The 19,992-nt window shown below is 72.1% G+C and carries 16 protein-coding genes; 4 read left to right on the top strand and 12 right to left on the bottom strand.

The window, feature by feature from the left end:
• Positions 1 to 43: 43 nt before the first annotated feature.
• Positions 44 to 2,623 (bottom strand): bifunctional acetaldehyde-CoA/alcohol dehydrogenase, encoded by a 2,580-nt coding sequence (gene adhE / locus AB0F56_RS05295; RefSeq protein ID WP_362005088.1) that lies wholly within the window; start codon positions 2,621 to 2,623, stop codon positions 44 to 46.
• A 239-nt stretch (positions 2,624 to 2,862) separates the two neighbouring features.
• Here adhE and AB0F56_RS05290 point away from each other — a divergent pair, with 239 nt between their 5' ends.
• Entirely contained in the window at positions 2,863 to 3,753 is an 891-nt protein-coding gene (locus AB0F56_RS05290; RefSeq protein WP_362004182.1) for an alpha/beta hydrolase, read from the top strand.
• On the opposite strand, the gene AB0F56_RS05285 is transcribed toward AB0F56_RS05290, so the two are convergent.
• From AB0F56_RS05285 to AB0F56_RS05265, 5 genes are all read right to left on the bottom strand, one after another.
• On the bottom strand, positions 3,732 to 4,439 hold the full coding sequence (locus AB0F56_RS05285) for a hypothetical protein (RefSeq protein WP_362004179.1): 708 nt from the start codon (positions 4,437 to 4,439) through the stop codon (positions 3,732 to 3,734). The two genes, AB0F56_RS05290 and AB0F56_RS05285, sit on opposite strands and share 22 nt — an antisense overlap.
• Before the next feature lie 100 nt (positions 4,440 to 4,539).
• Entirely contained in the window at positions 4,540 to 5,430 is an 891-nt protein-coding gene (locus AB0F56_RS05280) for a S1 family peptidase (protein ID WP_362004176.1), read from the bottom strand.
• 241 nt (positions 5,431 to 5,671) lie between these two features.
• The gene (locus AB0F56_RS05275; RefSeq protein ID WP_362004173.1) at positions 5,672 to 6,475 is read right to left on the bottom strand and encodes a DUF1684 domain-containing protein; all 804 of its coding nucleotides are present in this window, start codon (positions 6,473 to 6,475) and stop codon (positions 5,672 to 5,674) included.
• Between the two features lie 61 nt (positions 6,476 to 6,536).
• Entirely contained in the window at positions 6,537 to 8,306 is a 1,770-nt protein-coding gene (locus AB0F56_RS05270) for an FAD/NAD(P)-binding protein (protein ID WP_362004171.1), read from the bottom strand.
• A gap of 28 nt (positions 8,307 to 8,334) precedes the next feature.
• The gene (locus tag AB0F56_RS05265; RefSeq protein ID WP_362004169.1) at positions 8,335 to 9,585 is read right to left on the bottom strand and encodes a DUF5685 family protein; all 1,251 of its coding nucleotides are present in this window, start codon (positions 9,583 to 9,585) and stop codon (positions 8,335 to 8,337) included.
• 322 nt (positions 9,586 to 9,907) lie between these two features.
• Between AB0F56_RS05265 and AB0F56_RS05260 the strand changes: the two genes are divergently transcribed.
• Positions 9,908 to 10,342 (top strand): cell division protein SepF, encoded by a 435-nt coding sequence (locus AB0F56_RS05260; RefSeq protein WP_362004167.1) that lies wholly within the window; start codon positions 9,908 to 9,910, stop codon positions 10,340 to 10,342.
• Between the two features lie 130 nt (positions 10,343 to 10,472).
• Here AB0F56_RS05260 and AB0F56_RS05255 read toward each other — a convergent pair whose 3' ends face one another.
• The gene (locus AB0F56_RS05255; RefSeq protein ID WP_362004164.1) at positions 10,473 to 12,125 is read right to left on the bottom strand and encodes an MFS transporter; all 1,653 of its coding nucleotides are present in this window, start codon (positions 12,123 to 12,125) and stop codon (positions 10,473 to 10,475) included.
• 407 nt (positions 12,126 to 12,532) lie between these two features.
• Between AB0F56_RS05255 and AB0F56_RS05250 the strand changes: the two genes are divergently transcribed.
• The gene (locus AB0F56_RS05250) at positions 12,533 to 13,564 is read left to right on the top strand and encodes a phosphatase PAP2 family protein (RefSeq protein WP_362004161.1); all 1,032 of its coding nucleotides are present in this window, start codon (positions 12,533 to 12,535) and stop codon (positions 13,562 to 13,564) included.
• Between the two features lie 63 nt (positions 13,565 to 13,627).
• Here the strand turns inward: AB0F56_RS05250 and AB0F56_RS05245 are convergent, their stop codons facing one another.
• The gene (locus AB0F56_RS05245; protein WP_362004158.1) at positions 13,628 to 13,831 is read right to left on the bottom strand and encodes a proteinase inhibitor I78; all 204 of its coding nucleotides are present in this window, start codon (positions 13,829 to 13,831) and stop codon (positions 13,628 to 13,630) included.
• A gap of 331 nt (positions 13,832 to 14,162) precedes the next feature.
• Here AB0F56_RS05245 and ctaD point away from each other — a divergent pair, with 331 nt between their 5' ends.
• Positions 14,163 to 15,866 (top strand): cytochrome c oxidase subunit I, encoded by a 1,704-nt coding sequence (gene ctaD / locus AB0F56_RS05240; RefSeq protein ID WP_362005086.1) that lies wholly within the window; start codon positions 14,163 to 14,165, stop codon positions 15,864 to 15,866.
• Here ctaD and AB0F56_RS05235 read toward each other — a convergent pair.
• The 4 genes from AB0F56_RS05235 to AB0F56_RS05220 form a co-directional block, all read right to left on the bottom strand.
• Positions 15,814 to 16,791 (bottom strand): YafY family protein, encoded by a 978-nt coding sequence (locus tag AB0F56_RS05235; protein ID WP_362004156.1) that lies wholly within the window; start codon positions 16,789 to 16,791, stop codon positions 15,814 to 15,816. The genes ctaD and AB0F56_RS05235 overlap by 53 nt on opposite strands.
• A 73-nt stretch (positions 16,792 to 16,864) precedes the next feature.
• Positions 16,865 to 18,136, bottom strand: a complete 1,272-nt coding sequence (locus AB0F56_RS05230; RefSeq protein ID WP_362004154.1) for a glycosyltransferase family 4 protein — start codon at positions 18,134 to 18,136, stop codon at positions 16,865 to 16,867.
• 51 nt (positions 18,137 to 18,187) lie between these two features.
• Positions 18,188 to 19,477, bottom strand: a complete 1,290-nt coding sequence (locus AB0F56_RS05225) for an ABC transporter substrate-binding protein (RefSeq protein WP_362004153.1) — start codon at positions 19,475 to 19,477, stop codon at positions 18,188 to 18,190.
• Positions 19,455 to 19,970, bottom strand: coding sequence for a hypothetical protein (locus tag AB0F56_RS05220; RefSeq protein WP_362004150.1), 516 nt, complete (start codon positions 19,968 to 19,970; stop codon positions 19,455 to 19,457). The genes AB0F56_RS05225 and AB0F56_RS05220 overlap by 23 nt, the downstream gene beginning before the upstream one ends.
• Positions 19,971 to 19,992: the final 22 nt, after the last annotated feature.

Raw genomic sequence — 19,992 nt, 5'->3', positions numbered from 1 at the left:
CCCGCGCTTCCTCGCGCGGGGCGGCCTGCTGCCTGAGAAGGGGTCAGGCGCCGTAGTACGCCCGGGTCATCAGCTCCTTCATCTCCTCGATCATCGGCATCCGCGGGTTGGCCGGCGCGCACTGGTCGGCGTACGCGTTCATCGCCTGCTGCGGCAGGGCCTCCAGGAAGGCCGCCTCCTCGACGCCCTCCGCCTGGAAGGAGGCCGGGATCCCGCACTTCGCGCGCAGTTCCTCGACGGCCTTCGCGTACGACTCCACGCCCTCCTCCGGCGTCCCGGCCGGCAGGCCCAGCATCTTCGCGATCTCCTGGAACCGCTCCGGAGCCCGGTAGACCTCCGCCTTCGGCCACGGTGTGGCCTTGCCGCTGACCTGGCCGTTGTGCCGGATGACGTGCGGCAGGAGCAGGGCGTTGGTGCGGCCGTGGGCGACGTGGAAGGTGTTGCCGAGGGTGTGCGCCATGGCGTGGACCAGGCCGAGGAAGGCGTTGGCGAAGGCCATGCCGGCGACGGTCGAGGCGTTGTGCATCTTCTCGCGCGCCTCGGGGTCCTTCGCCCCGTTCACCACGCACCGCTCCAGGTTCTCGAAGATGAGCTTGATCGCCTGGAGGCAGAGCCCGTCGGTGTAGTCGTTGGAGTAGACCGAGACGTACGCCTCGGTGGCGTGGGTCAGGGCGTCGAAGCCGGAGTCGGCGGTGACGCTCGCCGGGAGCCCCATGGGGAGGACCGGGTCGACGATGGCGACGTTCGGGGTGAGCGCGTAGTCGGCGAGCGGGTACTTCTGGGCGGCCGCCGGGTCGGAGATGACGGCGAAGGGGGTGACCTCGCTGCCGGTGCCGGAGGTGGTCGGGACGGCCACCATCTGCGCCTTCTTCCCGAGGCCCGGGAACTTGTAGGCGCGCTTGCGGATGTCGAAGAACTTCTCCTTCGTGTCCGCGAACTCGACCTCCGGGTGCTCGTACATCAGCCACATGATCTTGGCCGCGTCCATCACCGAGCCGCCGCCGAGCGCGACGATCGTGTCGGGCTCGAAGTCCCGCATCAGCGCGGCGCCGGCCTGGACGGTCGCCAGCTCGGGGTTGGGCTCGACGTTGTCGACGACCTGGAGGACGACCGCCGAGGGGCGGGCCCGGAGGATGTCGGTGACCTTCTGGACGAAGCCGAGCGTGCCCATGGTCTTGTCGGTGACGATCGTGACCCGCTCGAGGCCGTCCATCTCACCGAGGTAGCGCAGGGAGTTGCGCTCGAAGTAGATCTTCGGCGGGACCTTGAACCACTGCATGTTGGTGTTGCGCCGTCCGATCCGCTTGACGTTGATCAGGTTGACCGCGGTCACGTTGTTCGCGACCGAGTTGTGTCCGTACGAGCCGCAGCCGAGGGTCAGGGAGGGCAGGAAGGAGTTGTAGACGTCGCCGATCCCGCCGAAGGTGGAGGGGGCGTTGACGATGACCCGGATCGCCTTGACCCGCTTGCCGAACTCCTCGGCGAGCTCCTCGTCCTCGGTGTGGATCGCGGCGCTGTGCCCGAGCCCGTGGAACTCGACCATCCGCGCGGCGAGTTCGAGACCGTGCTCGGTGGTGTCGGCCTTGAGGGCGGCCAGGATCGGGGAGAGCTTCTCGCGGGTGAGCGGCTCGCCCTCGCCGACCTCGTGGCACTCGGCGAGCAGCAGGGTGGTGCCGTCGGGGACCTCGAAGCCGGCCTGTTCGGCGATCCACCGCGGCGACTTCCCGACGACGGCCGCGTTCAGCTTGGCGCCGGAGCAGGTGGTGGCGTAGGCGGTGGTCCCGAAGACGTACTCCTCCAGCTTGGTCTTCTCGGCGGCGGTGACGACGTACGCGCCGAGCCGCTCGAACTCGGCGATGCCCTGCTCGTACACCTCCTGGTCGAGGATGACGGCCTGCTCGGAGGCGCAGATCATGCCGTTGTCGAAGGCCTTGGAGAGCACGATGTCGTGGACGGCCCGCTGGAGCTTGCCGCTCCTGGTGACGTAGGCGGGAACGTTTCCGGCGCCGACGCCGAGGGCGGGCTTGCCGCAGGAGTAGGCGGCCTTGACCATCGCGTTCCCGCCGGTGGCGAGGATGGTGGAGACCCCGTCGTGGTGCATGAGGAGGCCGGTGGCCTCCATGGAGGGCTCCTCGATCCACTGCACGCAGCCGGCCGGCGCGCCGGCGGCGACGGCGGCGTCGCGGACGATCCGGGCTGCCTCGGCGGAGCACTTCTGCGCGGAGGGGTGGAAGGCGAAGACGATGGGGTTACGGGTCTTCAGGGCGATCAGCGCCTTGAAGAGGGTGGTCGAGGTGGGGTTGGTGACGGGGGTCATCGCGCAGATGACGCCGACGGGTTCGGCGATCTCGGTGATGCCGTTCAGTTCGTCGCGGCGGATCACTCCGGCGGTCTTCAGACCGGCCATCGAGTGCGTCACGTGCTCGCAGGCGAAGAGGTTCTTGACCGCCTTGTCCTCGAAGAGGCCGCGGCCGGTCTCCTCCACGGCCAGCTTCGCGAGCTCGCCGTGGGCGCTCAGCGCCGCGAGCGACGCCTTCTTGACGATGTGGTCGACCTGCTCCTGGTCGAACTCCTCGAACCGCCCGAGCGCCGCGAGAGCTCCCTGGACGAGTCCGTCCACCATCTCCTTGGCCTCCATGGCAGGTACTCCTTCTTCGATCCCTTTTTCCGATGACTCCATTCGACACCCGGGATATACCGAAAAGGGCCGGACAAAGCCCTGATCGGGCGGGCCGAAAGCCCCTTCAAGATCGCAGAGAACGCCCGCAAAGCCCACCTGGCCTGGGAAAACACCGCAGGACTTTAGACCCTTGCGAGCTTGTGAAAACTTTCACAAGAATTTCCCCGGTAGGCTCCCCGACCATGGGAAAGCATGTGCGCACCGATGACGGCCGCCTGCTGCTGGCCGAGGAATGGGGAAATCCCGCCGGGACCCCCGTACTGCTCCTGCACGGCACACCCGGCAGCCGGCTGGGGACCGCGCTGCCCGACCTCCCCGAGCGCCGCCCCGACCTGCGCTTCTTCGCCTACGACCGGCCCGGGTACGGCGGTTCGGACCGGCACCCCGGCCGCCGGGTCGCCGATGCGGCCGGGGACGCCGCCGCCGTCGCCGACGCGCTCGGCATCGACCGGTTCGCCGTCGTCGGGCGCTCCGGCGGCGCCCCGCACGCGCTCGCCTGTGCGGCCCTGCTGCCCGAGCGGGTCCGGGCCGCGGCGGCGCTGGTGAGCATCGCGCCCCGGGACGCGGCCGGGCTCGACTGGTTCGCCGGCATGACCCCGTTCAACGTGCGCGAGTTCGGCCTGGCCGCCGAGGCGCCCGAGCTGCTCGACGCGGACCTGGCCGCCCGGGCGGCGGCCATCAGAAAGGACCCGGAGCGGCTCGTCGAGGACCTGCGCGCCGAACTCTCCGACCACGACCTGCCGATCGTCTCCGACCCCGCCGTACGCGCCACCCTCCTGCGCTCCTACCGCGAGGCGCTCGGCGCCACGCACCACGGCTGGACCGACGACAGTCTCGCCTTCACCCGCCCCTGGGGCTTCGACGTCTCCGCCGTCACCGCCCCCGTCCTGCTCTGGCACGGCCTCGACGACGCCTTCTCCCCGCCCGCCCACACCCGCTGGCTGGCCGGCCGAATCCCCGGGGCGACCCTCGAACTCGTCCCCGACGCGGGCCACTTCGCCGCCCAGTACGCCCTGCCGGCGGTCCTGGAGTGGCTCCGGGGGCAAGGGAGTCAGGAAGGCGGCGGCAGATAGCCCTCCGAGCGGGCGCCCTTGAGGCAGTTCATGATCCGCTCATGGGTGTCCCCCACGGTGTCCACGACCCGGAGGCGGACGTAGAAGGCGTCGACCTCGGCGACGAAGCGCCGGGAGAAGGACCCCATCTCGACGGTCTCGTACGTCCCCGTGCCCACCAGCGGGAAGTTGCCGAAGAGGCGGATCTGGAAGTCCTCGCCCGCGGCCAGACCGGCGCCGGTCAGGATCGCCACGGCCCCCGGCAGGTCCGTCCACGGGGTCGACGCCGGGTCGCTCTCCCCCGCCAGGACGACCCGGCAGTCGTACCGCTCGATCACCGCCGAGTACTGGCCGCCGTTGTAGACCGCCGCCCGCCACTCGACTCCGCCCCCGCGCAGCCGCCCCGTCGTCCAGTCGCTCTTCCAGCCCAGTAAGGGCCGTACGGTGCGGGCGTACTGCGCCCGCGCGAGGACGGCGGCGGCCGCGACCGCGAGCAGGCTGCCCAGCGGCTCCATGTCCAGCAACTGCAGCCGCCACGGCCAGTCGGTCCTGGCCTGCTCGGTCATGTTGGCGCGGACGATCTCCCAGCCCAGGACGGCCGTCAGGAGGCAGAGCAGCACGATCGGGGCCGTGTAGAGCAGCGGGCTGCGCCGGACCCTGCGTTGCGCGTCGGAGGCGGGTATCGGTCCACCGGGCCGGACGGTCACACTTTTCTCCCCACCACGAGTCCACGCGTCGGGTCCCCCGGCCCACGCGGGGGCCGGGGGACCCGACTTCCGTTCGGATCATGGTGCCCGATCGGACGCTCTAGTACACGCTGACCCCGTACGCGCTCAGCGCCTCGGTGACCGGCTGGAAGAACGTCGTACCGCCGCTGGAGCAGTTGCCGCTGCCGCCGGAGGTGAGGCCGATCGCGCGGCTGCCGGAGTACAGCGGGCCGCCGGAGTCACCGGGCTCGGCGCAGACGTTGGTGCGGATCATGCCGTACACGATGTCGCCGCCGCCGTAGTTGACGGTGGCGTTGAGGCCGGTCACCGAGCCGCTGTGGGTGCCGGTGGTGGAGCCGCGACGGGTCACGGACATGCCCACGGTGGCGTTGGCGGCGCTGGTGATGTCGACGCTGCCGACCGTGCCGGACTTGGTGACACTGGAGTTCGTGTACCGGACGATGCCGTAGTCGTTGGTCGGGAAGCTGGATCCCGAGGTGGAGCCGAGGACGGTCGTGCGGCCCGAGTTGGAGTACCAGGTGCCCGCGCCGTCGGTGCAGTGCCCGGCGGTCAGGAAGAAGTAGTTGCCCGCGCTGTCACGGACGTTGAAGCCGAGGGAGCAGCGCCAGCTGGTGGCGTAGATGGCGTCGCCGCCGGAGATCAGCTTGTTGAACTTGCCGGGGGTGCGCTCGACCCGGATCGCCTTGGCGTTGGCGCCGGCCTCGCGCTTGATCTCGGCTATCTCGGCCTTGGACACCGTGGAGTCGGCGGTGACGACCAGGGTGTTCGTGGCCTGGTCGACGTGCCAGGCGGTACCGGCCACGTCGGCGGCGAGGACGGCGTCGCCCGCGGCGGTGAGCTGCGACGCGCTGAAGGTCTGCGCCGTGTCGGCGTTCGCGGCGGGGACCGCGACGGCCGCGGCGGCGGCCAGACCGGTGGCGACGGCGAGCAGACGGATGGTTCTCGTGGGGGTGGTGCGCTTGATCCTCACTTGACGTTCCTCCAGAGGGGAATCGGGGGTCCACAGTGGGGTGTCGGACCCGTGAGGCGCGGCCAGGGGCCGGCGCTGTGGGGGAGTCTCGGGCTCCCCGACCGACCGCCGCAAGGGCGCCTTTCGGCCGTACGACGCTCAACTACCTGATTCCACAAAGGAGTTGATCACAAGCACGCCGTGGACGGCGCCCCCGACCGCTCCCCACCGTCCACGGCAGCCCCCGGCCCCGTCCCCCGCCTCAGCCCTCCACCAGCCGTCGCTCCCCCGCCGGCACGGCGGTGTCGAGGGTGTTCCCGGGCGGCGGGAACGGACAGATGAAGTGGTCCGCGAAGGCGCACGGCGGCAGCAGCGCACGGTTGAAGTCGACGGTCACCGAGCCGTCCTGGGCGGGCGCGGCGGGACGCAGGAAGCGGAAGCGGTAGCTGTCCCTTCCGCTGGTCGCGTCGGCGAAGACCGCCCACAGCGTGCCGTCGTCCTCCACCGCGACCTGCAGGGTGTGCTCGACGCCGCGCAGCTCGAACGAGAGCACGCCCGCGAGCCCGAGCCCCCGCTCCCTCCCGTCCGCGTTCTCCACCCGGACGCTCCGGGACTCCTCGTACGCGCGGAAGGTGCCGGGCACCGCCCAGCTCTCGTCGTACGGGGTGGCCTCGATGCCCCGGAAGGCGCGCCGCGCCGGGGACTCGGGGTCGAAGTCCCGTACCGCCCACAACCCTTCGCGGCGCAGCACGACAAGGCGCCGCCCGGCGGACTCGGCCCGGGACTCGTGGATCGGGGCGTGGTCGGCGGTGAGCCGAACGCTGCCGATCAGGGGCTTGCCGTCGACGGTCACGGCGTCCTCGGCACCGGCCGTGAGGACCACCTCGTCGCCCTCGTCCCGCCACCGCCCGGGAACGGCCGGAATTCGACCCTCCGGGTAGTCGGAGAGCCAGTACGTGCCGGTGAGGGAGAGCGGACCGTACGACGAGGCGACCGCCGCCGTGCGCTGCTCGTGCCAGTGCTCCCAGTCCTGCCGGGCCTGGGGATCGGTGCTATCCGTGCTCATGGTGATCCACCCTTCCATACGGGTCCGAAAAGGCCCGGACGCGACGCTTCGGGTGATGCGCTCAGGCCCGGCGGGGCCCGGTCAGGTCGCGCAGGAGGGCGAGGACGGCCCGTGCGGTCGCGTCGTTCTGCCGCAGCGCGAGGCCGTTGCCGCCGGGCCGGGTGAACCCGCCGGGCCCGCGCGCGTCGGTGTGCGGGCCGAGTGCGAACCGCCGGGGGTGCGGCACCCCTGTCCGGTCCAGGACGCGCCCGTCGGCGGGGTCGACGGCGAGGAGCCCGGCCGGGGTCGCCGCCGCGCCGTCGGCGTACAGCGCCCGCAGCAGCGGGTCGCGGGTGGTGGTGACCGTGGGCTCCGGGAGCCGGGCCTCGACGAGGGCACGGGCCTCGGTGACGTGCCCCGGCAGCGTGGGGCTGTGGGCCCGGAACACCCCGTCCCCGGCGGCGATCCGGAGGTCCGCGCCGAGGAAGCGCACGACACCCGCGCGGGAGAGCGCGAGCAGGTTCCGCAGCCGCGGGTCCGGCGGCCCGGACGCCAGGGAGCTGTAGAAGCCGTGCCACCACGGACCGAGATCGCCGAGCCGCGCCAGCTGCCCGTAGACGGCGAGCAGCGCGTGGGAGAGGGCGAGGTCGGCGCTGCGCTCCGGGTCGCGGCGGCGGGCGAGGTCGGCGGAGATGTACGTCCGCAGGTGCTCCTGGAGCGCTGCGGCGGAGGCGTGGCGCACCCCGGCGAGCGGCCGGTCGAGCGCGCCGAGGTCCAGCCGGTCGGCGGGGTCGGGCACGGCGGAGGCTACCAGGGCGTCGAGTTCGGGGCCGCCGCCGGGCGGGCAGACGGCGTGGGCGCGCTCGAACTCCGCCCAGGGGACGCGGGTGCGTTCGGGGTGCGCGGTGAAGAGGCGGTGGTAGTGGGCGAAGCCGAGCTCCTTCGCGACCAGCGGCCAGACGTCCCGCCGGAAGTCGGCCCCGCCGGGCAGGGCGAGGAGCCGGTCGATCTCGGCGGGACCCAGGTGGCGTGGCAGCGGCGGCCGTTCGCCGACGAGCGAGTACGCGATCTTCGCGTGGTACGGAACGCCCCGCCGCGACCCGACGTACAGGACCGACTCGCGCCCCGAGGGTACGTACGCCCCGTCCTCGTACCGGCCGCCGCGCCCCTCGGTGAGCAGCACCATGAGGTCGACGAAGGCGAGGCCGAGGCCGCGCACGAGCACGGGCGCGCCGGGCGGGAGCCGTGCCGGGGAGAGGTCGCTGTCGGCGGTGAACTCGGGCGGCAGGTGCACCAGACCGTGCCGCGCGGCGAAGTCGGCCAGGCGGATCTGCTCGGCGTCGGGTTCGGCGTCCAGGTGCCCCTGGGCGAGGACGACGGCGTCGGCGGCGAGCGGGGCGTCGAGGCCCTCGAGCCGGACCGTCTGGCGGCCGTGCCGCGCTCCGGCGACGCGGAGCGCCCGGCGCGGGTGGTGGTGGACGGCGATCCCGGGCGGCAGGGCGGCGACGGCCCGCTCGTACACCCAGCGCAGATAGCCGCTGTGCGTACGGCGGCTGACGAAGGCCCGCCCGTCCCCGCCGGCCCACGCGTGCACGGTGGGCCCGGCGAGGACGGGTCCGGCCATCTCCACGCTGTCGTCGGTGAACATCGTGACGTCCCGCGCCTGCGAGTTCATCCGGAGCAGCGGCGACTGGTCGTGGCGCCAGATCCGGCCGCCGCCCGGCGGGTACGGGTCGACGACATGGACGTCGAGGCCGGAACCGTCGTACAGCTCGGGCACGTTGGCGGCGATCCGCTCGAGCACCCCGGTCCCGCGCGGCCCGGCACCGACGATCACCAGCGAGCGGGCCACCTCGCCCCGTCCGCCCCGCCGCCCGGGCTCAGCAGTCGCATCCGCAGTCGCAGCAGTCGCACGCGCAGTCGCCGGCGTCGGCCACGTCGTCCGCGTTCCGGCAGGCGCCCTTGCGCTTCTTCCGGGACCACGGGCCCTCGTACCGCTTCGCACAGCACAGCTGGCAGGTGCAGCACAGCCAGGTGAACGCGGCGCATCCGGCGAGGAATCCGCGCGGCTTCGGCCGCTGCGGCCCCTCGCCCCCGAACTGCGGCGGCAGCCCACCGGGACCGCCGGGGCCGCCGGGCCCTCCCCCGCCGTACGGGTTCCCGCCGCCGCCCCCGTAGGGATTACCGCCGTTCCCGTACGGGTTCCCGCCCCCGCCCGCGTAGGGGTTTCCCGGCACCGGCCCCTGGCCGGGACCCGGCGTCCCGTGCGAGCAGGTCGTCGTGCCGAAGGCGCGGTCGACCGAGACCCGCAGCTCGTGCGCGAGCAGCATGTGCACGAGCCGGCCGTCGACGAACTCCGCGTCCCGCAGGGCCAGGCGGATGCCGTGGAGCGCGTCGTCCGCGAGCCGGCGGGCCTCGACGAGCGAGGTGCCGGTCGCGGCGAGCGGGTTCCACGCACCCGAAGCGGCGTCGGCCTCCCGGTCCTCCACGGCGTCCAGCAGGTGGGCGAGCCGCCCGAAGAGCCGGCCGGCCTCGGCGAGCGGCTCGACGTTGCCGGGTCGCCCGGCGAGGACGGCGGTGTGCGCGAAGGCGGCCGCCGTCGCGGTCTCGGTCGGCTCGGTCACGACGAGGAGCGGTGTGCCGGGTCCGGCGAGCGTCTCGATCCCGGTCTGCCGGTCCACGGCGTCCACGAGGAGGGCGGTGTCGAAGCCGAGCGCGCGCCCGGTCCGCTCGCCCGCCCGGTCCCAGGACCTGGCGACCCGGCGGGCCGCGGCGGCGACCGGGCGGCGGGCCAACAGGCCGTCCCGGTCGGCGACGTGGTCCCGGACCTTCGCCGAGGCGAGGACCAGCGAGACGGCCGCCGCGAGCCGCGCGCCCTCGCCCTGGGCGACGGGCGCGGTCCGCATCCCGCGCAGCGGGCAGGGGCCCGCCGTGCGGCGTATGCCCTCGAGCGGGCCGGTCTGAGCCTCCGTCAGAACCGAGACGATGAGCCCGTCGTAGTTGGTGACCACCCGGGCGAACTGCCCGTGATCGGCCCGAAGTGCCAGACAGAGGCCGCAGAGATGGGCCATCCACTCGGTCCTGAGGCCCTCGGTGAGCCGGTGCGTGCAGGGCCTGACTATTCCGAACAAGAGACTCCCCCGTGAGTCGCGCGCATGTGCGGCTGGTGCGTGTGCCGGGCATCGTATCGAGCGTCCCGTTCACCCGGACGCTCCGACCGTCACCCTTCTGGCCCGACTTTCATATTTTAAGTTGCACAGCTCCTGCGGAACCTCCGTCAGGCCCCGCATACCGCAAGATTCCTGACGAATCGCCAGAAACAGGGCCTCACGTTCTGCACCAGTACCGTCACGAAACACGCGCGCGCCGACTATCCACTTGGCGCGCGATCCGCATCATGGACGACGATAGGGATTGCGGAACCACAAGTGACCGCGCTGAAAGGAGGCGTCCATGGGATCGGTGCGCAAGGCGAGCGCCTGGCTTGGACTCGTCGAGGACAACGACGAGCGTTACTACGACGACGAGTACGCCGAGGGTAACGAGAGCGGCGACGCCTGGGTGACGGACCCCCGGGTCCGGGTGGCGTCCGACTCGGCCCAGGAGCAGGGCCGCCGGATCGCGACCGTCTCCCCGGACGGGTTCCGGGACGCCCGGGGCATCGGCGAGCTCTTCCGGGACGGCGTCCCGGTCATCGTGAACCTCACCGCCATGGAGCCCTCCGACGCCAAGCGTGTGGTGGACTTCGCCGCCGGACTCGCCTTCGGTCTGCGCGGCTCGATCGAGCGGGTGGCCACCCGGGTCTTCCTGCTGACCCCGGCCGACACGCAGATCATCAGCGGGGACCCGGCCGGGCGTGCGCAGGACGGTTTCTTCAACCAGAGCTGAGCGGTGGGCGCCCCTTCCGGCGACGGCGCCGGAAGACGCCCACCGAACACCGGCCACACCGAACACCGCCCACACCGCACGCACCGGCCCGTGAGCCGGCGCCTCGGAACCCCGCCCGTGCCCCGGCGCCTCAGCGCGCCGGGCGGCCGGAACGAGCGGGCTCGACCGCCTCACGCTCGGCCGGCTCGCGGCGGCCCGGCACCCGCACCTCCTCGGGGACCGGCGCCACCAGGTCCTCCGGATCCACCGTGCACTCCATGACGCGCGGCAGCCGCAGCGCCATCACCGCCCCGACGAGCAGCAGCCCCGCGCTGACGAACAGGGTGACGTGCAGTCCGTCCACGAAGGCGTGCCGGGCCGCGTGGTACAGCGCCGCGCCGGCCGTGCCGCCGAGCTGGTCGGCGACCTGGTAGGCCTCGCCGAGCGAGTTCGCGGCGGCCTTGCTCGCGGCGGCCGGGACCTCGGGGACGGAGGCGAGACCGGGGGCGTACGCCGCGTTCATCACGCTGCCGAGCAGCGCGATGCCCATGCCCGCGCCGAGCTGGTACGAGGTCTCGCCGATGGCCGCCGCGCCGCCCGCGCTCTCCGGGGGTGCCTCGCTGAGCATCGACTCGTAGGCGGAGAAGAGGGTGGTCTGCAGGCCGAAGCCGAGCAGCACGAAGCCGACGGTGAGCAGGAGCGGCCGGTCGGTCTGGCCCATCAGGACGAGCAGCAGCACGGCGGCGGCGGTGAGGACGAAGCCCCAGCCGACCATCCGGCGCGGCCCGATCCGGCGCAGGGTGTACGAGCCGGTGGCGCCGGCCGCCATGGCGGCGAAGGTGAGCGGCAGCAGCCTGAGCCCGGTCTCCAGCGGGCTGAGCCCGAGGACGAGCTGGAGGTACTGGACGGCGATCAGCTCCAGGCCGACCAGGGCCAGCATGGCGAGCACGATGCAGCCGACGGAGGTGGTGAAGGCGGGCCGGGAGAACAGCCGCATGTCGATCAGCGGGTGCGCCCGGCGCTTCTGCCGCCGTACGAAGAGGATCAGCAGCGCGGCGCCGACGAGCAGCGGGCCGCAGGTCGCCGGGGCGAACAGGTTCTCGCCCGCGCCGATCCGCTTCACGCCGAGGACCATGCCGAGCACGCCGGCCGCGGCCATCAGCGCGCCGAGGACGTCCCAGGGGCCGTCGCCGCGGCCCTTGGACTCGGGCAGCAGCCAGCGGCCGAGCGGCAGGATCAGCGCCATCAGCGGGATGTTGATCAGGAAGACCGAGCCCCACCAGTAGTGCTCGACCAGGAAGCCGCCGAGCACCGGTCCCGTGGCGGCGCCGACCGCGGCGACCGCCGTCCAGATGCCGATGGCGGTGGCCCGCTCGCGCCGGTCGGGGAAGACCGCCCGGAGGATCGAGAGGGTGGCAGGCATGATCATCGCGCCGCCGACGCCGAGGAGGGCGCGGGCGCCGATGAGGACCTCGGGGGTGGTGGCGAGGGCGGCGACCGCGGAGGCGACGCCGAACAGCGCGTAACCGAGGAGCAGGACCCGCCGCCGGCCGACCCGGTCACCGAGCGTGCCGAAGAGGATCAGCAGCGAGGCGCAGATCAGCGGATAGGCGTCGACGATCCAGAGCAGCTCGGTGGCGCCGGGACGCAGGTCCTCGGTGAGGGAGGGGACGGCGACGTGGAGCACCGTGGCGTCGAGCGCCACGAGCAGCAGGCTGACGCAGAGGACGACGAGGACGACCCAGCGGTTGGCGCCGCCGTCGTCGGCGCGGAGCCGTGCTCCGGCCGTGCTCGTCCGCTGCATGTACGTACCTCCCAGTGAAGCCCTCGCACTCGGCGGGCGCCGGCCGGGGGTTCGGGTCCTCGGGGCGGCCCGGCATCGACGGGCGAGTGAGCCGTCAGCGTACGCGAGTTCACGGCACGAGCGCGTGGCGCACCTCTCACCCCGGCGGGCCGCCCGGTGTGGCGTACGCCACTCCAGCAGGGCCGCGCCTCGCGATGAATTCCTCCCGTACAACCGTTTGAGAAATTTCCGTGACGTACAAACAGACTTCCGGAAAGCCGACTTCGCCCAATAGGGCACAAGGTCATCGGATTCTCAGACAGTAGCCAGGAATAAACCCCGGTCTGAGACCTACTCCACATCACATCGTCATCACGAAGAGACCGGAACGACCAAGGTCGACACTCACTCCCTGTAACGTCGATTGGGTGCGTACCGACATCTTTGCCCGGCTGGACCGGGAGCCGGAACCGCCGAAGATAGAGGTCCCGCGGATGACCCGTACGCGTCTCGCCCTCTTCGGCGGGACGCTGGCGTTCTATCTCGCCATCGTCGTGGCCGTGCTGCTCTCGACATGGCTGGTGACCCTCGACTGGAAGATCATGCTCTTCCGGCCCTATCAGCAGTGGCCGGACCTGCACCCCTTCCTCGACTACTACGTCGTCCTCGGCCAGCGCGGCCCGACGGCCGTCATGGTGGCGGCCTGGCTGGGCTGGCGCTCCTGGCGCCAGCACACCCTGCGCCCCCTGCTCACCCTCGGCGCCGCCCTGCTCCTGCTCAATGTCACCGTCGGCGCGGTCAAGCTCGGACTCGGCCGCCTCGGTCCCCACTACGCGACGCAGATCGGCTCGGCCGAGCTCTTCGCGGGCGGCGATATATTTCCGTCCGGACACACCGCCAACGCGGTCGTGACCTGGGGCATCCTGGCCTATCTGGCGACCACTCCGCGCGCCCGCCGCTACCTCTCGGCGCTCTCCGCCGTGGTCGCGCTCGGCGTCGGCCTGACGACCGTCTACATCGGCACGCACTGGCTGAGCGACGTACTGCTCGGCTGGGCCGCCGGGCTGCTCATCCTGCTCGCGCTGCCCTGGTGCGAGCCGCTGATCAGCCGTGTGGAGGCCATCGTCCTCAGCGCCCGCGACCGGCTGCGCGAGCAGCTGCGGGCCCGTCGCCGGCTGGTCCCCTCGCTGCCCGTGGCGACCGGTGGTCCGCGGCCGACGCTGTACCCGCCGCGTCCGGTCGCGTCCGACGAGCCGGTCAGGGAGACCGTCGGCGCCCGCAGCGGACGGGCCTCGTCCGCCGCGCGCGGGGACGGCCGTCTCGCGCCGCCGCTCACCACCCCCCGGGGGCACGCGGCCCACGCCGGGCACGCGGGGCACTCCACGCGCCCGGAGCGGACGCAGATCACGCCGGCCGGCGGCCGCAGGCCGTCGCGCTCGCGGCCGCTCACCGGCGGCTGACCCGCACGACCGCACGAGGAAGGGCCCCGGCAGCGCGCCGGGGCCCTTCCTCGTGCGTGACCGTCAGCCCAGCCAGCAGCGCGTGACGGTACCGTCCGTCACCTCGAAGTTGATGCGGCCCTCCAGGTACTCCATCGTGATGATCGAGCCCGGTGGCAGTGAACGGACCACGCTCCAGCCGTGGTTACGGGCGAGTCCTTCGGCCTGCTCGCGGTCGAGACCCACATAGTCTTCCGGCGGTACGGGTGAGGTCGGCTTGGGTGTCATGCGCCTCACGTTAGTCCCTTACCGGTCACGCTTGTGTCACAGCTTCTCGACATATGTTTGACACGAGCGCTGTCACTCGGAAGGGCAGTTTCCGGCCGAATCCCCGGCAATTCCAGACCCCTTCCGCTTCTTCCCGCAAGCGCTTCCTGAATTCCGCCGCGCAGTCCGGTCAGGAGAATTCGGAGGACCACCGCCACCTCGCGGTTTTCACCCTTTCCCTGCAGAACGCGCACACGTTCGGCCGACCGGAGCAGCCCGGCGGCCCGCCTCCCGTGTCCCCGCCGCCGGGGCGCGCATCATGACCGGACGATCGGACGCACCGGAGGCATCGATGGGCACCGACACCGCGACCGCGGCCGTCGAATCACCTCGGGAGCGGCATGGGCGGGTCCTGATCGACTGGCTCACCACGACCGACCACAAGAAGATCGGCCACCTCTACCTGGTGACCTCCTTCGTCTTCTTCCTGGCCGCCGGGGTGATGGCGATGCTGATGCGGGCGGAGCTCGCCCGCCCGGGGATCCAGATCCTCGACAACCAGCAGTTCAACCAGGCGTTCACGCTGCACGGCACGATCATGCTGCTGCTCTTCGCGACGCCCACCTTCGCCGGCTTCGCCAACGAGCTGGTGCCGCTCCAGATCGGCTCCCCCGACGTCGCCTTCCCGCGGCTGAACATGTTCTCGTACTGGCTGTTCCTCTTCGGCGGCCTGATGGTGATCGGCTCGCTGCTCGTGCCCAGCGGGCCCGCCGCCTTCGGCTGGACCGCCTACGCGCCGCTGAACGACCTGGAGCGCTCCCCCGGGATCGGCGCCGACCTGTGGATCATGGGGCTCGCGCTCTCCGGCTTCGGCACGATCCTCACCTCGGTGAACTTCCTGGCGACGATCATCGGGATGCGGGCGCCCGGCATGACGATGTTCCGGATGCCGATCTTCACCTGGAACATCCTCTTCACCGCGATCCTGGTCCTGATGGCCTTCCCGGTCCTCGCCGCCGGGCTGCTCGTCCTCGAGTCGGACCGGCGGTTCGGCTCGGTGGTCTTCCAGCCCGAGAACGGCGGGGCGCTGCTGTGGCAGCACCTGTTCTGGTTCTTCGGCCACCCCGAGGTCTACATCATCGCGCTGCCGTTCTTCGGCATCGTCAGCGAGATCATCCCGGTCTTCGCCCGCAAGCCGATCTTCGGCTACGCGACGCTGATCGCCGCGACGATGGCGATCACCGGGCTCTCAGTGGTCGTGTGGGCGCACCACATGTTCGCGACCGGGGCGGTGCTGCTGCCGTTCTTCTCGCTGCTCTCGTTCCTGATCGCCGTGCCGACCGGGGTGAAGTTCTTCAACTGGACCGGCACCATGCTCAAGGGCTCGCTCTCCTTCGAGACCCCCATGCTCTGGTCGGTCGGCTTCCTGGTCTCGTTCCTCTTCGGCGGGCTGACCGGCGTCATCCTCGCCTCGCCGCCGATGGACTTCGCCGTCACCGACTCGTACTTCGTCGTGGCCCACTTCCACTACACCGTCTTCGGCACGGTGGTCTTCGCGACCTTCGCCGGCTTCTACTTCTGGTGGCCCAAGTTCACCGGCCGGATGCTCGACGAGCGCCTGGGGAAGGTCCACTTCTGGACCCTCTTCGTCGGCTTCCACCTCACGTTCCTGGTGCAGCACTGGCTCGGCGCAGAGGGCATGCCCCGGCGGTACGCCGACTATCTGGACGCCGACGGGTTCACCGCGCTCAACACGGTCTCGTCCATCGGCGCGTTCCTGCTCGGCGCCTCCACGCTGCCGTTCCTCTACAACGTCTGGCGCACCGCCCGCTACGCGCCGCTGGTCGAGGTGGACGACCCGTGGGGGTTCGGCCGCTCGCTGGAGTGGGCGACGTCCTGCCCGCCGCCCCGCCACAACTTCGACGCGGTCCCGCGGATCCGCTCCGAGGCACCGGCCTTCGACCTGCACCACCCGGAGTTCGCGACCTACGAACGGATGCGGATCACCGCTCCGAGCGCTCCGACCGGTCCACGGCCCGAGAAAGCCGGTCCCTGAGCAACCGGACCCGGTCGTCGAGCTCGCGCGGCGCGACCACCTCGAACTCGACGCCCAGCATCAGCACATGGACGACCATGCCCGCCAGGCTGCCCGCGCCCGCGCGCAGCAGACAGGCGCCGTCCCCGTCCGGCTCCAGGACGCCGTCCATCGGGCCGACGGCCGCGGCCGCCTCGGCGAGCGGGACGTGCAGCCTGATGATCGCCTCGGCCGCGTAGGCCGCCCCCGAGATGCCCTTCGCGACATAGCCCGCCAGGTCCTCGGCGGGCGGTTCGCGGGGCGGGAAGCGGGGGCCGTGCGGCGGCTTCGGCTCGATCCGGTCGGCCCGGAACGTACGCCAGTCGGCCCGGTCCACGTCCCAGGCGACCAGGTACCAGCGGCGTTCGGTGCAGACCAGGCGGTGCGGCTCGACCGTGCGGCGGGTGGTCGAGCCGCCGTGGTCGCGGTACGCGAAGCGGAGCCGCTCGCTGTCCCGGCAGGCGTTCGCGAGCTCGGTCAGGACGGCCGGGTCGACCTGGCTCACCGGAGTGCGCAGCATCGGCACGGTGAAGGCGTTGAGGGTGCTCACCCGGCGCCGCAGCCGGCCCGGCAGCACCTGCTCCAGCTTGGCCAGGGCGCGTACGGAGGCCTCGCCGATGCCCTCGACGCCCTGCCCGGCGGCCGTCCGCAGCCCGACCGCGACGGCGACGGCCTCGTCGTCGTCGAGCAGCAGCGGCGGCAGTTCCGCACCGGCGCCCAGCTGGTAACCGCCGCCCGTGCCGGGGCTGGCGTTGACCGGGTAGCCGAGTTCGCGCAGCCGGTCGACGTCCCGGCGCACGGTACGGGTGGTCACCCCGAGCCGGTCGGCGAGATCGGCGCCGGACCACTCGCGGTGGGCCTGCAGCAGCGAGAGCAGGCGGAGCAGCCGTGCGGAGGTCTCCAACATGGGGCCGAGTCTGCCAGCCGTCGCGGACGGATCCGGTCCTCAATGGCTCCCCGGATTCCGGGCGAACGACTCCTCAGCGGAAGCGGCGGACGAGCACCCCGACCCGGCGCTTCAGCTCGTACACGGCGTCGACCAGGGAGCCGACCGCGCGGTGCCGGGTCTCGCTCAGCCGGCCGTGGGCGCGGCCGCTCGTGCCCCGGGCGACGAGTTCGGTCCAGATCTCCTCGTGGCGGGCCGCGATCCGGACCGGGTCGAACCGTTCCGAGGCGGTGAGGGCCGCCTTCGCGGTCCTGGCGCGCAGTTCGTCGTCCTCGATGAGTTCGAGCAGGGCCCCGGCCACGGCGGAGACGTCGTCCACGGGCACGAGACGGCCGTCGACGCCGTCCTCGATGATCTCGCGGGGGCCGTACGGGCAGTCGGTGGAGACGACCGGAAGCCCGCACCGCATCGCCTCGACGAGGGTCATGCCGAAGGACTCGCGCCGCGAGGTGACGGCCGCGAGGGAGCCCTTGGCCCACTCCGGCTCCATCGGGTTGGCCGTGCCCATGAGGAAGACGTTCTCCCCGAGGCCGAGCTTCTCGATCTGCCGGGTCAGCGCGGGCCTCGTGTTGCCGCCCTGGTCGCCCTCGCCGTAGATGCGGAGCTTCCAGTCCGGGCGGGCCGCGGCCACCTCGGCGAAGGCCTCGACCAGCACGTCGTACCGCTTGACCGGGGTCAGCCGGCCCGCCGCGACGACGACCTTCGAGGCGGGGTCGGCGGGCGGAAGGCCGGGCGCGGGCACGCTGTTGGGCACCGCGTCGATCCGTACGCCCGGCAGCCGCAGCCGGGTCCGGTACGAGCGGGCGTCGGCCTCGGTGACCGTGGTGACGGCGTCAAGGACCGCGTACCGGTGGGCGATCTCGCGCCGCAGCCGGTAGGTGTGGCCGTCCAGGATCAGGTGCTCCTGGCCGACCAGGACCGGGCCGCGCCGGGTCTGCCGGGCGAGGTGGACGTTGAGGCCGGGCCGGGTGGAGACGACCACGTCGGCCTCGACGGACGCCAGGTGCGCGCCGATCCGGGCGTCGGTGAGCGCGCTGTACTGCTTCCAGCGGCCGTCGCCGCGCGGGAAGATCCGGGCGGGCCGGGAGAGGTCCGGGTGCTTCTGGTCGGCGCTGTCCTTGCGCAGGTCCACGAGGTGACGCAGGGTCACACCGGAGGGGAGGCCGAGGACGGGCTCGTCGCGGTGCCGGAAGACCGAGACGATCTCGACCTCGTGCCGTGCGGCGAGCACCTCGGCGAGGGTGAACGTCGTCCGGATGGTGCCGCCGATGTGGTAGGCGTTGTGGAGCAGGAACGAGATGCGCATCGGGTCGCCGATTCCCCCGTCGGTGTGGTCGGTAGGGGGCGACTTTACTCTTCACGGCCGGTAGCCGATCTGGGGGACGGTGGCGCAGTCGCTGTTCATGTCGCCCTGCGAGACCCAGCCGCGTCCGTCCTGCCAGCGGGCCACGGAGAGACAGGTCTCCCGGGTCTTCGGCGGCTCGGGGAGCTTCTCGAAGCGGACGGGCAGCAGGAGCCCGCGCGCGGTGTACGGCTCGGCCCGGTTGACGTACTCCTCGACACAGGCGCGGGTGAGCCGGTCGCCGCAGGAGAGCGCCGCGTCCGTGAACCACATGGCGGCCGCCCAGCCCTCCAACTGCCACTGCGACAGCGGCCGGTCGCCCATCGCCGCCCGGAACTCGCGGACCGCCGGGTGCCCGGTGTCCGCGTAGTTGCGACTGGATCCGGTGACGAAGAGTGAGGCCCGGCAGGAGGGGGAGTCGGCGTAGTCGCGCGGCACGGTCGAGGACCAGTTCTGCACGTTGGTCACCTTGGCGGTGACCTTGACGCCCAGCGCCTCCATCGCCTCGCAGAGCTGGGCGTTGCCGTGCGTGTCCAGGGCGTCGAAGACGAGGTCGGCGCCCTGCGCCCGCAGATCGGCCGCGACCGCGCGGAAGTTGGGCAGGGCGAAGTCGACCTGCTCGTCGACGACCCGGTACCCCTCGGCGCGCAGCCCGTCGGAGATCAGCCGGGCGTACGCTGTCGACGCGGCCTGGTTGTAGGCGACGACGGCCGCGGTACGGGCGGAGTGCTCGCGCTTGAACCAGCGGTAGACCTCGGTCCCGCCGTAGAGGACGCCGTTCCAGCCGGGCGCCTCTCCGGTGCGCGGGGCGAGGCTGCCGTAGATCCCGTACAGATGCGGATAGGTCTCGTACGCGGCGGTGAGCGGCTGGCCCCCGATGTCGGGGACACCGGCCTTGGAGACGAGCGGGGCGCCGGCGTAGTCGAGCGCGGTGGTGGCGACGAGGGCGAACACCTTGCGTTCGTCGACGAGCCGGTGCACGCACTCGTTGTTGCCGACGCCGCTGCCGCCGTCGTCGCAGGCGACGACCTCGACCCGGCGTCCGTTCAGGCCGCCCCTGGCGTTGAGCGCGTCGAACCAGGCGCGGGCGCCGTCGCGCGGTCCGGTGAAGGCGTCGCCGCCGACGGGGCTGGTGGCGCTGGTGATGATGCCGACGCGGAGCGGCTCACCGCCGGAGGGGGAAGTGGCGGTGGGCCGCGTCTCGAACGCGTCCTCCGGGAGCCGGCTGCCGCACGCCGTGGTCAGGGCGAGCAGCGCGGCGAGGAGCAGCGCCCCGCCGGCCTCAACAACCCGGAACGCTCGCACCGCTGAGCTGCGCCAGGCCGCAGAGGGTCTTCGCGGACACCTTCCAGGTGTCGTCCTGGAGGACCGACGTGCCCTTCGCGTTCGGCACGGCCGTGGACCCGGCGACCAGCAGGTCGTACGTCACGTTCGCGTCGTTCGGCGAGGTGAACTCGACGCCCTTGACCTTGGCCGTGGCCTGCGACGCGGCGTCGTTGGTGAGCAGGGCCTCCAGGGCGGGCCCCAGCTGGTCGCCGTTCTCGAGCAGCTTCGCCCGCTCCGCGGCCGGGGTGTTCGGGTCGAAGAAGGCCGTCCAGTTCTTGGTGATCTCGGCCTTGGCGGCGACGGGGTCGGACGGACGGTCGCTCGCGACCGAGCGCGTTCCCGTGGCGATCGGGTCGCCGGCGACGTCGTCGTCACCGCAGCCCGCGAGGACGGGGGCCAGCACGAGGGCCGAGGCGGCGGCCAGAGCCGCGAAGGACGTACGCGAGTGTCGACCGCGTCGCTTGAGAACCATCTGGCTCACCACCGGGTGTCCG

Source organism: Streptomyces sp. NPDC026092 (genome assembly GCF_040638605.1).
Lineage (GTDB): Bacteria > Actinomycetota > Actinomycetes > Streptomycetales > Streptomycetaceae > Streptomyces.
This window is presented reverse-complemented; position numbering and strand designations above follow the sequence as displayed.